We start from the raw sequence: 14,512 nt of genomic DNA, 5'->3' as shown, positions 1-14,512 counted from the left end.
TTGAAAATTCGGAGACAAGCCAAATGAATAGCCAAAGTGGCGATGCGGACAATCTCGAAGAGATGCTGCAACCAATTCCTGAAAATAGACGAACCAAGAGCGTCTGGGGCCAGTTTTGGATATGGTCAGGGGCAAATGTGGCCCCGATCAACTGGATCTTGGGCGCACTCGGGATAAATCTGGGGCTCTCGCTGGCAGACACGGTTACTGTTCTGGTGCTTGGCAACCTGATCGGGATGATAGGTTTTGGCGCCTTTGTGCTGCTCGGACAACGAACGGGCGTCACCGGAATGGTGCTTTCCCGCGCTGCCTTCGGGCGCAAGGGCGCGTACCTGCCCGCGGCCATCCAGGCGGCGCTGGCCGTTGGCTGGACAGCGGTAAACACCTGGATCATTCTTGACCTCGTGATGGCGCTTTTCGGCAAGATCGGCTGGGTCGATCCCGGTGCGGAGAATTTCTGGTGGCGTCTGTCTACCGCCGCCACCATCATGACCATTCAGGTCGTTATCTGCTACCTCGGATATCGTGCAATTGCAGCCTTCGAGAAATGGACTGTGCCACCTACAATTCTGGTTCTCGTGGTCATGAGCATCGTGGCCTGGACTCAGTTTGATATTGACTGGTCTTACGCTGGCCCTGCCGACGAGGTTCTGACCGGCATGCCGCGCCTTGCAGCGATGAGTGGAGTGATGACCGCGATCGGTATCGGGTGGGGCATCGGCTGGTTTACCTACGCCCCTGACTACTCGCGCTTCGTCTCGGGGTCCGTGTCGAAGGCGCGCCTTTACCTTGCCAGCACGCTGGGCCAGTTCATTCCGGTCGTATGGCTGGGCGTGCTGGGAGCAAGCCTGGCCACGAAGAATGGAAGCGCCGACCCCGGTGCGCTCATTGTCGATAACTTCGGGGTACTCGCGATCCCGGTACTGGCGCTCGTGATACACGGCCCAATCGCCACCAACATCATCAATCTTTACACTTTTGGTGTCGCGGCTCAGGCTATGGATATCAAAGTTTCCCGGCAAAGGCTGTCCATCCTGGTCGGTGTCTTTGCAATGGTCGCGGTCATGTTCTTCATGAAGCAGGAAAACTTCGCCCATGCGCTGGATGCCTGGCTGGTTTCGATCGTCGCCTGGGTTGCCACTTGGGGCGGCATCATGGCCGTGCATTGCTTCATTTTTGAGCGCAATACCAGGAATTTCGACTTCCTTTTCGAGGGGACGGAATCCAGGCATATGGACCGCTTCAATCCTGCGGCGCTTGTGGCTTTTGCTGGCGGATTGGTCTGCACTTATATGTTCATGTATGGAATCATCCCGCTGTTTCAGGGTCCTGTTGCCAAGGCAATGGGTGGCGTGGATCTTTCCTGGCTCGCTGGCGGCAGCAGCGCCGCAACCCTGTACTACTTGTTGGGTCGAAAATACGCCCGCCGATACAGGCAATCGTCATTTTCGGGAATGATCCAAACGGGTATCTCCAGAAAATCGGCATGATGCCTGGAGTTCAACGATTTTCGAAAGGAGTGTTCCATGGACAGCGTCCACATTTCCGAGCTGAGTTGGCCGGTGTACGACGAGAAGGTGCGCGACGGCCGGACCATGGTGCTGCTGCCCATCGGGGCACTGGAGCAGCACGGTCCGCACATGTCGATGAACCCTGACGTGCTGCTGCCCACCGCGATGGCCGAGCGCGTGGCCCGCAAGATCGGTGCGCTGGTGGCGCCCGCGATCGCCTACGGCTACAAGTCCCAGCAAAAAAGTGGTGGCGGCAACCACATGCCGGGCACGACCAGCCTGGACGGGCTGACCCTGACCAGCACCATCAAGGACGTGCTCAAGGAGTTTGCGCGCCACGGCGTGCGCAAGGTGGCCATGGTCAACGGCCACTTCGAAAACTCGATGTTCATTGCCGAAGGCGTGGACCTGGCGATCCGCGAGTTGCGCTGGGATGGCATCAGGGACTTCTCCGTGGTCGTGCTCTCCTACTGGGACTTCGTCACCGAAGAGACGATTCGCGAGATCTACCCTTATGGATTTCCGGGCTGGGCGGTGGAGCACGGCGGCGTGCTGGAAACGTCGCTGATGCTGCACCTCCATCCGCACCTGGTGGACATGAGCAAGGCCGTGGACCAGCCGGCCGCCACCTTCCCGCCCTACGACTTCTTCCCGACCAAGCCGCACTGGACGCCTTGCTCTGGTTGCCTGTCCTCCGCCAAGCCGGCCTCGGCCGCCAAGGGCAAGCTGCTGCTGGAAGTCTGCGTCGAAGGCATCTCGCAGCAGCTGCGCACGGCTTTCGACTGAACCACAGCGCCCAAGCAGCGGCCGGGGCTGGCGCAATGTCAGCCCGTTGCGTGCAACCTGTGGCACGCCTGGCCGTCGCCGTTTGCGCGGCGGTTTGCGTTTCCATTGCTGCCGGGGTTCTCGCCGGTTGCCCTCGGCGCAGCGATCGGTCCGCCGTGGCTGGGCACCCAGTCGCGGCGGTGACCGGCTCGGAGCCGGTTGACGCTCGGTACGTTGAATGACCCGTCGCGCTCCAGCGACGGAGCCGGGCTTCCACCTGGCGCTGCCTTCGATGACGGAAAGAGCTTTGATTCCACTTCTGGCTTCTGAGTGAAGTAATCCCGTTCGTCCTGAGGTATCGAAGGATGAACGGCCCCTGCCGCGGTGCCGCCATCGCAGCCTGTCGGATTCGTACTTCGATACCTCAGTACGAACGGGTCATTTCACGACCAAAGTGGAATCGGTATGACGCCGTTTTTGTCGTCGGTCCGCACCCGATCCCGCGTCGCGATCCGCCGGGCCTTGACGCCTGGTCGCGCAAGTCGGCCATGGCCGGCGTCCTGCTGTGCGGCATCGATCGCGGCGGCGCCTCTCCGGCCTGCGCCGGGGCCTGCCTGACGGCTGCTGTTGCGCCGTTCACTGCGAAGACCGGGAGACGCCGCCGGCCAGGTTTTCGCGGGCGACCACCAGCTCCCACGTCTTCTGAATCGATCGCGACCGCTGCCGCAGCGGTGGCGGCCCGCTCGACATGAGCAAGCGGGTGCCAGGGCCCAGGTCGCCAACCGGGTGGTACCTCGCGCCGATGAACAACACCGTGTCAGCGCTGCCATTGCGGCTCCCCGCTACCGGCGCCACCACCGGCCCGCAGTCGCAGTTCAGCGAGGCAGCATCGCGAGCCCATGGCGGTTCATGCGGTGTCAGCCAGTGCCGCGGTTCGTTGGGTACGGTGAGGCGGTGAAGGACAGGCGACGTGTCCATGGCCGCACTGGGTCGGAGCTGTCGCCAGCCGCACCGAGTCGGGAAAACCCGTCTCAGCCTTGGCGCAAACGGGAAACGGCATGTCGCAGAACTGAAGCGCCACCAGGGCAGCGGAAGCACCATGGCTTCACCCCAACCCAACCGGAGACAACCGATGGAAATGCCCCAAGTGATCCGCCTGCGCAACGGCGACAAGGCCTGGAACAGCTTCTCGAAGGACGAGTACGCACGCCGCATCAGCAAGTTGCGCGCGCACATGGCAACGCAAGGCATCGACGCGGTGCTGTTCAGCTCGTACCACAACATCGCCTACTACAGCGACTTCCTCTACTGCAGCTTCGGCCGCTCCTACGGCCTGGCAGTGACGCATGAGAAGACCACCGTCATCGCCGCCAACATCGACGGCGCCCAGCCGTGGCGCAAAGCGGTGGCGGACGACGCGCTGACCTACACCGACTGGCAGCGCGGCAACTACTTCGTGGCGGCGGCGCAGTGCCTGCCCGCGCGCGGGCGCGTCGGGGTGGAGCTCGACCAGCTCCCGGTGGATCGCTTGAACGCGCTGCGCGAAACCCTGCCGGGCGTCGAGTTCGTGGACATCTCGGCGGCGTGCATGCGCATGCGCATGGTCAAGAGCGCCGAGGAGATCGAGTTCATTGCCGCCGGCGCGCAGGTGTGCGACATCGGCGGTGCGGCGCTGGTGGCCGCGGTGAAGGAGGGCGTGCCCGAGCACGAGGTGGCGCTGGCCTCCACCGCGGCCATGGTGCGCGAGATCGCGCGCCGCTACCCGGGCAGCGAGCTGATGGACACCTGGACCTGGTTCCAGTCGGGCGTCAACACCGACGGCGCGCACAACCCGGTGACCACGCGCCGCGTGCGCAAGGGCGACATCCTGAGCCTGAACTGCTTCTCGATGATCAGCGGCTACTACACCGCGCTGGAGCGCACGCTGTTCCTGGACCACGCCAGCGACGCGCACCTCAAGCTCTGGGAGATCAATTGCAAGGTGCATGACGAGGGCAAGAAGCTGCTGGTGCCTGGGGCCAAGTGCAGCGACATTGCGCGCCAGCTCAACGAGATCTACCTGCAGCACGATCTGCTGCAGTACCGGACGTTCGGGTACGGGCACAGCTTCGGCGTTCTGAGCCACTACTACGGGCGAGAGGCCGGGCTGGAGCTGCGCGAGGACATCGACACCGTGCTGGAGCCGGGCATGGTGATCTCGATGGAGCCCATGATCATGCTGCCCGAAGGTATGCCGGGCGCCGGCGGCTACCGCGAGCACGACATCCTCGTCATCACCGCGCAGGGCAACCGCAACCTCACCGGGTTCCCCTACGGTCCCGAGCACAACATCATCCCGGCCTGACCGGCTCAACGCGGCCTGCTGTGTATTGAGCCGCACAAGCGACGAAAAGGGACGCTGCGTTGCTGCACCGCGCAGTCGCGCAGCGTCCGGGAGCAGCCATGGCCCTGCGCGCCAAGTGGACTGTCAAGATCGAGAAGCTTCCCACCTGGCTGGCCGACGGCCAGCCGCTACTGGTCAGCCTGGCGGTGAGCGGCCTGTACGGTGCGGCACCCACAGCCGCAGCCGACTGCCTGGACCCGGAGTCGATCTGCCAGTGGATCCTCAAAGAATGGCCGCACCTGCCGCCTCAAGCGCTGCTGCAGGCACGGGTCAATGAACTGCTGGCCCATTTGTTCAACCGGGACCGCCAGGTGCAGGACGTCTGGGTAGGCGTCTACCGCACTGGCGCGCCGGGCAGCGGCGAACTCGTCGGCGTGGAGCGCCACGCCACGCGGCGGCAGTTCGAGGATTTGCACCGGGCGCTGGCGCGGCCGACCCCTGACCTTGCTCCTGCAACGAAACATCGTCCGGACCGCGCCGTACATGGTGCGCGTTTGAAGCTTGGCCAGCGTGAATAGGCTTGTTGGTGCTCCCGGTTTGTCCGGCCTTTTGGAATCTTGGGTCGGAAATCGTGCCCCGGTATGGGCAGACGCGCATGAGGAAACTGCGCTGCTGAAAACCACCAAGGTGGTCCTCATTGAATTGGAGCGCGCAAGCGCCTTGTTGTACGTACCGCTGTAGGAATCGTCTTCATGGAATCGCATGCACACGAAAAAGCAGAGTCGAAGCTGCGTGTTGGCTTTGTGCTTTCCCCTCGCTTCACGCTGACGGCTTTTGCGGGTTTTGTCGATGCCTTGCGCCTGGCTGCCGACGAAGGCGATAGAAGCCGTCCGCTGCTCGCCCACTGGGCAGTCCTGGACGCCACGCATGGACCGGTCGTGTCCAGCTGCGGTGTCAGCGTGACGCCCGACGCGCCGCTGGCGTCGCCCGAACAGTATGACTATCTGGTGGTGGTCGGGGGGTTACTCCATGGCGGTCAGCAGGTCCCTGTGCGACTGATGTCGTTCTTGCGCGAGGCAGCGGCTGCCGGTGTGAACTTGGTCGGACTCTGCACCGGTTCTTTTGTGCTCGCGCGTGCCGGCCTGCTGGATGGGCATGTGGCGTGTGTCAGCTGGTTTCACCGGGAGGAATTCGCTGCCGAATTTCCGGATTGCCGCATCGTGTCAAATCAGATGTTTGTCGCCGACCGAGACCGTCTGACGTGCGCGGGCGGCACGAGCGTAGTGCACTTGGCCGCACATATCATCGAGCGTTTCATTGGCCGTGCAAGCGCGGTAAAGGCACTGCGTATCATGATTGAAGAGCAACCGCTTCCGGCCCGCACGCTGCAGCCGGAGGAAGTTGTTTCCGTACGATCCACGGACACGGTGGTGCACAAGGCGATGCTCATACTTGAGCAGAAACTGGATTCCGCTGCAACGATCGATGAATTGTGTGAGCCACTGGGTATCGGCCGCCGGCAGCTTGAGCGCCGTTTTCAACGGGACGTGGGGCTCAGCCCCGCGGAATACCGGAGCCGGCTGCGACTGGAGCGCGCGCGCTGGCTGCTGCAAAACACGGACCTCGACGTCATCGAAGTATCGTTCGAATGCGGCTTCCACGAAGGGGCAAGCTTTGCGCGCTTCGTACGCCGGGGGACGGGGATGAGCCCGCGTGATGTGCGCCAAATGGGGCGCCGCGCCGCGCGGTAACCCTCGTCACGCCAGGACGGGGGCCGTCACACCTTTCATCGAATTCCGCCTTTCAGCCCAGCATGTGGTGAATTCCACGCGAATCCACGCAGCTGCGCCTCGTGCAATTTTCGGTGCAGTATTTGTGAATTGTTATGCGGCGTTGAGTGTCGTGCTCGACTGGCTTGCAGTCGGAGCCCGGCGCATTGGCATCGGATTGGCGGGGTAATCTATTCTTGGTTCATGCGGGGAACCATATTTCAACCGCGCCGTGTGTGTCATCGTAACGAGAAGCAGTTTCTCTGAATGCAGATAAAGTGCCGGCGACCAAGATGGCGGCATTACTTGGCCCCGGGCTCATCGCGACAAGCTGTGCGCTGAAAAACACGGGGTTTTGTGCGTGATCGCATTCGGAAGTTTTTGACGCGCGTTGGGAATTGCGTTACTCGTCCACCGGCACGGCCATCCCGGTCTTTACCCGGTTCATCGCCACCAGCGTCTTGAAGGACTTGACATTGTTGCTCTTGAAGAAAAGCTGGCGCGTGAGCTCCACGTATTGCTCCATGTTGCGCACCAGGAAGATCAGCACGAAATCACAGTCGCCAGCCACGTAGTAGCACTGCTGCACCTGCGGACAGGCCGCGAAGCTGCGCTGCATCTCGTCGAGCAGGTCGGCGCGCTCGCTCTCGACCTTGACCTCCACGACGATCGTCAGGTCGTAGCCCACGGCCTTGGGGTTGACGCAGGCGGTGTAGCGCTCGATCACACCCTCGCTGGAGAGCAGCTTGAGCCGGCGGTTCACCGCGGCAGTGGACAGGCTGGCGCGTTCGCCCAGCTCGCTTTGTGCCACCCGGGCGTCCTCCTGGACCGCGCGGAGCAGCACCCGGTCATAGCTATTGAGCTTCATCACCATGGTGAAAACCGATTCAAGTCAATGGCCCAATTTCGATAAAACGTTCAACGGCAGGCACAAGGTTTCGAAAAATCCAGCGTCTTGCATAAATATTATTTCAACAAACAACTTGCGCTGGAGATATGGATGTCTGCGTTCCCTGTCACGCTGGATACCGAACTGCTGCTGAAGCAGATCCACGAGCTTGGCACCGTTGGCCTCGACGGCGCCGGTGGCGGCCGTACACGCATCGCGCTGACGGACGCTGAGAAGGCCGGCCGCGACCTGCTGGTGCGCTGGATGCGTGAGCTGGACCTGGAGGTGCGCATCGACCGCATCGGCAACGTCTTCGGCATCCTCCGTGCGGCTGCGGACGAGGCTGGGCGCAAGCCCCTGATGATCGGCTCGCACATCGACACGGTGCGCAATGCGGGTGCCCTGGACGGCTGCTACGGCGTGCTGGCCGGCTTGGCTGTGGCGCGGGCTTACCGCAGTGCGGGGCTGTTGCCGGCACGCTCCATGGTCGTCGGCGCCTTCACCAACGAGGAAGGCGTGCGCTACCAGCCCGACATGATGGGCTCCCTGGTCCATGCCGGTGGGCTGCCGGTGCAGGTCGCGCTCGATACGGTCGGCACCGACGGCACGCGGCTGGGCGACGAGCTGCAACGCATCGGCTACGCCGGCGACCTGGAGCCCGGCGCCATCGTGCCGCAGGAGTACCTGGAGCTGCACATCGAGCAAGGGTCCCTCCTGGAAGCCGAAGGCCGGCTCATCGGCGTGGTGGAGAACCTGCAGGGCATCTCCTGGCAGAAGGTTACCGTGCACGGCACGGCCAACCACGCCGGCACCACGCCCACGCGGCTGCGCCACGATGCAGGCTACGTGGCGGCGGCCATCGTCGCGTTCCTGCGCGAGCAGGTCGTGGCCGCGGCGCCCGAGACAACGCTGGCCACGACCGGCTCGCTGCGGCTGGAGCCGGATCTCATCAACGTCATCCCGCGCAGGGCCACGTTCACGGTGGACCTGCGCGATCCGGACGAGCAGCGGCTGCAGGCGGCAGAGCAGCGCCTGGCTGATTTCCTCGTGGAGATCGCCGGGCGCGAGGGCGTGAGGATCGAGACCGAGCGCCTGGTGCGTTTCGAGCCCGTGGTGTTCGATGCCGGCCTGGTGGACGAGATCGAGGCCTCGGCCCGCCGCCTGGGCTTCACGCACCGGCGCATGACCTCGGGCGCGGGGCACGACGCCCAGATGGTTGCGCGCATTGCGCCGGCGGCCATGATCTTCGTGCCCAGCCGCGCCGGCATCAGCCACAACCCGCGCGAGCACACCGACGATGCGCAGCTCGTGCAAGGCGCGCAGGTGCTGCTGGACGTGGTCCGGCGGCGCCTCACTGCCGCCTGAGCGCTTTCGCACCCCGCGCGGTCAGCGCGCCGCAGCCCGCGCCCTGGGCCTTCTTCCTTGCATCCCGATCCCCGGAGACATTCCATGCTGGTTGCCAACCCGCGTGCCGTGCGCGCGCCTTACCCCGCGGAGCTCAAGTCGCTCATGAGCATCGAGCGGGCGCAGGAAAGCCGGCTCTGGCTTTCCCCATGGCCGGAGCTCGCGCGCGGCGCGACACCGCTGTACGAGCTGCCCGACCTGGCCGCCAAGCTCAACGTCGCGCGTATCAGCGTCAAGGACGAATCCGTGCGCTCGCCGCTGGGCAGCTTCAAGGCCCTGGGGGCGCCGATCGCCCTGGTTCGCCAGGTCCTGCGCCTGCATCCGGACCTCGATCCTGCCGCGCTGCTCACCGGCCGCCATGCCGAGATGCTCAAGGACTACACCGTGATCAGCGCCACCGACGGCAACCACGGCCGGGGCCTGGCCGCCGCGGCGCGCAGCGTGGGCTGCCGCTGCGTGATCGTGCTGCACGCCAACGTGAGCCTGGAGCGCGAGCAGGCCATCGCCGTGCACGGCGCGCGCATCGTGCGCATCGCGGGCAACTACGACGAGTCGGTCGAGGAAGCGGCGCGCCTGGCGGCAGCCCACGGCTGGCAGGTGGTTTCCGATACCTCCTACGACGGTTACGAGGACATCCCCCGTGACGTGATGCAGGGCTACGCCACCATCGCGGCGGAGATCGTAGAGCAGACCGGCGCGGTCGCGAACGAGGCTGGCGCCTTCACGCATGTCTTCCTGCAAGGCGGCGTCGGCGGACTGGCGGCGGGGCTGGCCAGCTATTTGTGGGAGCACCACGGGGCACAGCGGCCATGCTTCATCGTGGTGGAGCCGCGGCAGGCCGACTGCCTGTTCCAGAGCGCCCTTCAGGGCCGCGCCGCCAAGGCGACCGGCTCCGTGGACTCCGTGATGGCGGGCCTGGCCTGTGGCGAAACCTCGCCCCTGGCCTGGCGCTTCCTGCAACCCGGCATCGATGCCTTCATGACCATCGAGGACGGCGCGGCCGTGCAGGCCATGCGGGTGCTGGCCGCGGGCAGCGGCAGGGACATCCCGATCGTTGCCGGCGAGTCCGGCGTCGCGGGGCTGGCCGGGCTGCTGGCATTGCGCCGCGACGCTGCGTGGTCGCAGCAGGTCGGGCTCGACGAGTGCTCCCGGGTGCTGCTCATCAGCACCGAGGGTGCGACCGCACCGGCCGTCTATGAGGAACTGGTTGGCGAGCCGGCCGACGCGGTGCTGAAGCGGCAGGCAGCCTGGCTGGCACGTTGACCGGTTCCCTTGCTACTGCGGCACCGGGCTGCCAAGTCCGGCTGCAACCTCACCAGGAACGAGACATGTACGTTGACGACGAGCTTCAGACCCGGATGGTGCGCTGGCGCCATCACTTCCACCAGTTTCCGGAAACCGGGTTCAACGAGCACCGCACTGCGGACTACGTCGCCGGCGTGCTGGAGCTGCTGGGCCCGGAGGTTTACCGCGGCATCGGCGGTACCGGCCTGGTGGCGAGCCTGCGTGCGGGCGACGGCCCCGGCGTGATCGGCCTGCGCGCGGACATGGATGCCCTGGCCATGACGGAAACGGCGCAGGACCGCCCCCATGCCTCTAGAAATGCCGGGTGCATGCATGGTTGCGGACATGACGGCCACATGGCCATGGTGCTGGGGGCGGCCCAGCTGCTGGCGCAGCAACCCGACTTCAACGGGACGGTGCGCTTCATCTTCCAGCCCGCGGAGGAGCACGGGCGCGGCGCGGCAGCCATGATCGAGGACGGATTGTTCGGGCGCTTCCCCGTGGACGAGATCTACGGGGCACACAACATCCCCGGCATGCCGGTGGGCCACATCGCCACGCGCGTGGGCGGCATCATGGCCAGCGAGGACAACTTTGTGATCCGCATCCACGGCCGTGGCGGTCATGCCGCCCGGCCGCACATGGCCGCCGATTCGCTGGTCATCGCCGCGGAGATCATCCTGGCGCTGCAGACGATCGTGGCGCGGTCGGTCGATCCGGGCGAGCCGGCCGTCGTCTCCTGCACCGAGATCTTCAGCGACGGCATCCGCAATGCCATCCCGTCGAACGTGACCATCAAGGGCGACACGCGCAGCTACTCGCCCGAGGTGCAGGCCTTGCTGGAGCGCCGGATGCGCGAGTTGTGCCACGGCATCTGTAGCGCGCACGGAGCGCAATGCGAGGTGGAGTACACCCGCGAGTTCGCCCCGACGGTGAACTGGCCGCAGTGCGTGCCCGTTGCAGCGGCCGCTGCGGTCGCCGTGGTGGGCCAGGACAAGGTCGATGCCGACGTGCGGCCCATGATGATTTCGGAGGACTTCGGCGCGTTCCTGAAGGTCGTGCCCGGCGCCTTCGTCTTCATCGGCAACGGCGCCGCTGGCAGTCCGGGCGGCGTGCCGCTTCACAACGGCACGTATGACTTCAACGACAGCGTCCTGCCCATTGGCGCGAGGTATTTCGTCGAATTGGTGCGCCAACGGCTCCCTTCGCAGGCATCAACCTCAGACGCATGAGCGAGTTGACGAGCAATTTGCATCGTCAACCAGCTGTTTCTCTGTTACCGAGGTGGCATGGCCGGGTGGCCAGGCGGGTACCGCGCAATACATGCGGTGCGGACCGGGCTGCAGTGCCACAAGTCCGAGGCCATGCCCACACGGCCGTAAGTACCTGCCGCCATGGCTGCTGCACACGCCTTATCCGCCTCGTGCGGCCTTGATGCTGCGTCCCGGCGACTGATGGCGCCTGCTCCTGGTCCCGGCGAGAACCTTGGGTCCGGCACCGCCTACCGGTGAACAAAGGACTACGGGCATCGGGCTCAATGGAGAAAACCTCCATACCGGGCTGGGCCTCAAGAAAGGGCGGGGAAATGTCGATATTTCATCCAGCAAGTCCGCAACGAGAGCAACACGATGAGCACATTCCAGACAGCGCACGTGGCGTTGGCCGTGGCGCATGAACGCCTGAAGGCAGCGCTGTTGCTTCGCAGAAGAAGAAAGGCCTTTCACGGCTGACAAGAAACGCAGGCCAAGCAACCTTTGTTACTTAAAGTTACTCATAAGACATTTGTGTACGATGCCGGCAGCTTGTGAGAACACTCGGTGTGCAGGGCACTTCGCTCCCCGATTCATCCCGACTTCGACGGTGTTCGAGTACGGCAGAACCGGTCGGGTCAAGCGCCTCACTACTGCGTTCAAGGGCCGGTCGTTGAAGTATCAAATAAAGTTGTACGGTCAACATGCAGTGCAGATTTGTCCTTTGGCCTAAAGGAGTGTTCGTGTAATCGTTGGGCAGCTAAGGTTTCTTTATCACCCGTTTCCGGGCCTTTGGCCCCACTCGAGAAGCTGTCGAAACCGTGCTGTTGAACTGGCTCTGAATTCGGGCACAACGTCACACTTGGACTTCGGCATGGTGGCGAAGGGTCAAAGAAGGATTGAACGCCGCAAGTTACAGTTGGCATGAAAATTTTCAAGCGCGTTGCATTGAGGTGCCCCCTTAAGGGGCTTTCCCCATGGTGATTTTTCGAATGTCCCACCTTCACGATGTCGTTGCCGCCTCATCAAATGCCGGAGTCCGCGGGACTTCATGCAGACAAATGCGGCAGCAAATGCCGGGCTGGCCAGCGCGCTTGTGAATCGACGGACGGCACCGCAAACACAAGCCGGGTCAAGGCAAGAGCGTTGGTCAGGCAAACGGCAGCAAAGGAACCGGTGTGCTGCGGCAAAGGTGCCGGCCATGTGGCTTTTCTCCATCAACGAGCAACGAGTTCCTGATATGACTTTCTTCCGCAAGATTCTTGCTGTCCTGGCCCTATGCGCGCCGCTGGCGACCTTCGCCGCTCCCACGGCCACCAACCTTGACCCGCTGTTTGCTGTCGTACCGGACCCCAACGTCTATGAGTCCGCGACCGCGAAGCACGTTACGGTTGAAGGGGCGCTTGCCGGCGTCAACGACGTGGTCTGGTACACCTTCTCGGGCCAGGCGGGCCAGCGCCTTTTCGTGGACCACGATGACGCCATCAACGGCGACACGCTGACCGACACGGTGCTGTCGGTGTTCGATGCCAACGGCCAGCTGCTGGCCATGGGCGACGACAGCGACGTCGATCCCGGCTCCATTGGCGACACCGGCAGCATCACTCCCAACGGCTTCCTGGGCGTGTACACCCTGCCCACCAGCGGCTTGTACTACCTGGGCCTGAGTTCCTTGGGCAACAGCGCCGACATCACCGGGTGCACCGCGGCGGACTTCCTGCACCAGCCCGGCAGCAACAGCATCAGCAGCCAGCGCTACACGGGGTGCAGCGAGGTTTTCGCCTACACGAATGGCGGTACCGCCGAAGGCACCTTCACGCTGCATGTGAGCCTGAGTGACGGCAATGCCGTGCCTGAACCCGGCTCCCTGGCACTGGCCGGCGTGGCACTGGCCGGGCTGATGATGCGCCGCCGCCGCAGCTGAATCCGTCTGTTGCCGCCTTGACGTCCGGGCGGCAAAACCATTTGCACCAACCCCTCAAGCACTGATGTCCGTGCCGCCGGAATGCAGGCCTGTCTCGAGCCCGTCCGGCGCTGAAGCACGGCCCCGATAGGAGCGATCAATCATGGCGACGTACACGGCACCTGCCGGTGGCGGAAAGTTCAGCGGCACCAGCGCCGCGGACCTGGTCTACGGCCAGGGCGGCAACGACACGGTCTATTCCGGTGCCGGCGACGACATCATCTACGGCGGCGGCGGCCAGGACCTGGTGTACGCCCAGGACGGCAATGACACGGTTGACGGTAACGCCGGCAACGACGCCGTCGACGCTGGCGCGGGCAACGACCTGCTGATCTATCGCCTGGCCGAGAATGCCGGCAACGGCGATCTGTACAGCGGCAACATCGGCACCGACACGCTGCGCCTGGAGTTCACGGCGGCCGAGTGGGCCAGCGCGCGGGTGCAGTCGGAGGTGGCGCGTTACGTGGCGCATCTGGCCTCCGTGGCGCGCACCAGCAACGGCGAGGTGGCCAGCGGCAGCGCGTCGGATTTCGTCTTTGACTTCGGCGCTGGCACGACGCTGAAGGTGCAGATGATCGAGAAGCTGCTGCTGTCGGTAGACGGCCAGCTGGTGGACTACAACGCGCCTCGCATCACGGCGCATACCGATACAGCCGCGGGTGAGGACGACGGCTCGGGCATCACGCTCTCGGCGCAAGGCAGCGTCAACTTCAGCGATGTGGACCGCCTGCAGTCGCACCAGGTGAGCGTGGCGGCCATGGCCGGCAACACGCTGGGCGGCAGCGTCACGGGCGTCATCACGAATGTGGCCACGGGGGACGGCCTGGGCCAGGTGACCTGGACCTACAGCGTGGACCGCGCCGTGGCACAGCGGCTGGCCGCCGGCGAGACGGCCATCGAGCGCTTCAACGTCACCATCACGGACAGCAGCGGCAAGAGCGCCACGCAAGTCGTCACCGTGACGATCACGGGCAGCAACGATGCACCGGTGCTCAGCGGCACCGCGGCCAAGCTCGTCGCGGGCACCGAGGACAACGCCTACACGGTGACGCTGGAGCAGCTGCTGCAGGGCTTCAATGACGTGGACGGCGACCGGCTCTCGGTCACCGGCCTGACGGTGGACCACGGCACGGCGGTGCGCAACGCCGATGGCAGCTGGACCATCACGCCGCAGGCCAACTACCACGGGCCGCTGACGCTGGTCTACGGCGTGAGCGACGGCAGGGTCACCACGCCGGCCACGCTGGCCGTGGAGCTGGCCGCCGTCGAGGACGCGCCGGCGCTCACCGGCGAGCCCGCCACGCTGGCCAACGGCACCGAAGACCGCGCCTACACGGTGACGGCCGAGCAGCTG

General features: G+C 64.6%; 11 protein-coding genes. 10 read left to right on the top strand and 1 reads right to left on the bottom strand.

Annotated features, from left to right (window positions below; translation table 11 throughout):
* Positions 1-23 precede the first annotated feature (23 nt).
* The 5 genes from HHL10_RS24290 (at position 24) to HHL10_RS24270 (ending at position 6,350) form a co-directional block, all read left to right on the top strand.
* Positions 24-1,490 carry a purine-cytosine permease family protein gene (locus HHL10_RS24290; protein WP_205833197.1) on the top strand — a complete coding sequence of 489 codons (1,467 nt, stop codon included), beginning with the start codon at positions 24-26 and terminating at the stop codon, positions 1,488-1,490.
* A gap of 36 nt (positions 1,491-1,526) precedes the next feature.
* A complete protein-coding gene (locus HHL10_RS24285; protein WP_169162998.1) occupies positions 1,527-2,297 on the top strand; it encodes a creatininase in 771 nt (256 codons plus the stop codon).
* A gap of 1,111 nt (positions 2,298-3,408) precedes the next feature.
* Positions 3,409-4,620, top strand: coding sequence for a M24 family metallopeptidase (locus HHL10_RS24280; RefSeq protein WP_169162997.1), 1,212 nt, complete (start codon positions 3,409-3,411; stop codon positions 4,618-4,620).
* Positions 4,621-4,718: 98 nt separating this feature from the next.
* A complete protein-coding gene (locus HHL10_RS24275) occupies positions 4,719-5,177 on the top strand; it encodes a hypothetical protein (RefSeq protein WP_169162996.1) in 459 nt (152 codons plus the stop codon).
* Between the two features lie 174 nt (positions 5,178-5,351).
* Positions 5,352-6,350 carry a GlxA family transcriptional regulator gene (locus HHL10_RS24270; RefSeq protein ID WP_169162995.1) on the top strand — a complete coding sequence of 333 codons (999 nt, stop codon included), beginning with the start codon at positions 5,352-5,354 and terminating at the stop codon, positions 6,348-6,350.
* 421 nt (positions 6,351-6,771) lie between these two features.
* Here HHL10_RS24270 and HHL10_RS24265 read toward each other — a convergent pair whose 3' ends face one another.
* A complete protein-coding gene (locus HHL10_RS24265; protein ID WP_375138979.1) occupies positions 6,772-7,236 on the bottom strand; it encodes an Lrp/AsnC family transcriptional regulator in 465 nt (154 codons plus the stop codon).
* 132 nt (positions 7,237-7,368) lie between these two features.
* Between HHL10_RS24265 and HHL10_RS24260 the strand changes: the two genes are divergently transcribed.
* From HHL10_RS24260 to HHL10_RS24240, 5 genes are all read left to right on the top strand, one after another.
* On the top strand, positions 7,369-8,622 hold the full coding sequence (locus tag HHL10_RS24260; protein ID WP_169162993.1) for a Zn-dependent hydrolase: 1,254 nt from the start codon (positions 7,369-7,371) through the stop codon (positions 8,620-8,622).
* Positions 8,623-8,706: 84 nt separating this feature from the next.
* Positions 8,707-9,924, top strand: a complete 1,218-nt coding sequence (locus tag HHL10_RS24255; RefSeq protein WP_169162992.1) for a diaminopropionate ammonia-lyase — start codon at positions 8,707-8,709, stop codon at positions 9,922-9,924.
* Between the two features lie 65 nt (positions 9,925-9,989).
* A complete protein-coding gene (locus tag HHL10_RS24250) occupies positions 9,990-11,177 on the top strand; it encodes a M20 aminoacylase family protein (RefSeq protein ID WP_169162991.1) in 1,188 nt (395 codons plus the stop codon).
* A gap of 1,258 nt (positions 11,178-12,435) precedes the next feature.
* A complete protein-coding gene (locus HHL10_RS24245; protein ID WP_169162990.1) occupies positions 12,436-13,119 on the top strand; it encodes a PEP-CTERM sorting domain-containing protein in 684 nt (227 codons plus the stop codon).
* A gap of 142 nt (positions 13,120-13,261) precedes the next feature.
* Positions 13,262-14,512, top strand: a 1,251-nt coding sequence (locus HHL10_RS24240) for a cadherin-like domain-containing protein (RefSeq protein WP_169162989.1), incomplete at its 3' end; no start/stop codon positions are given.

Source organism: Azohydromonas caseinilytica (genome assembly GCF_012927045.1).
GTDB lineage: Bacteria > Pseudomonadota > Gammaproteobacteria > Burkholderiales > Burkholderiaceae_C > Azohydromonas > Azohydromonas caseinilytica.
The sequence above is the reverse complement of the archived record's forward strand: the minus strand, read 5'-3'. Positions and strand labels throughout refer to the sequence as shown.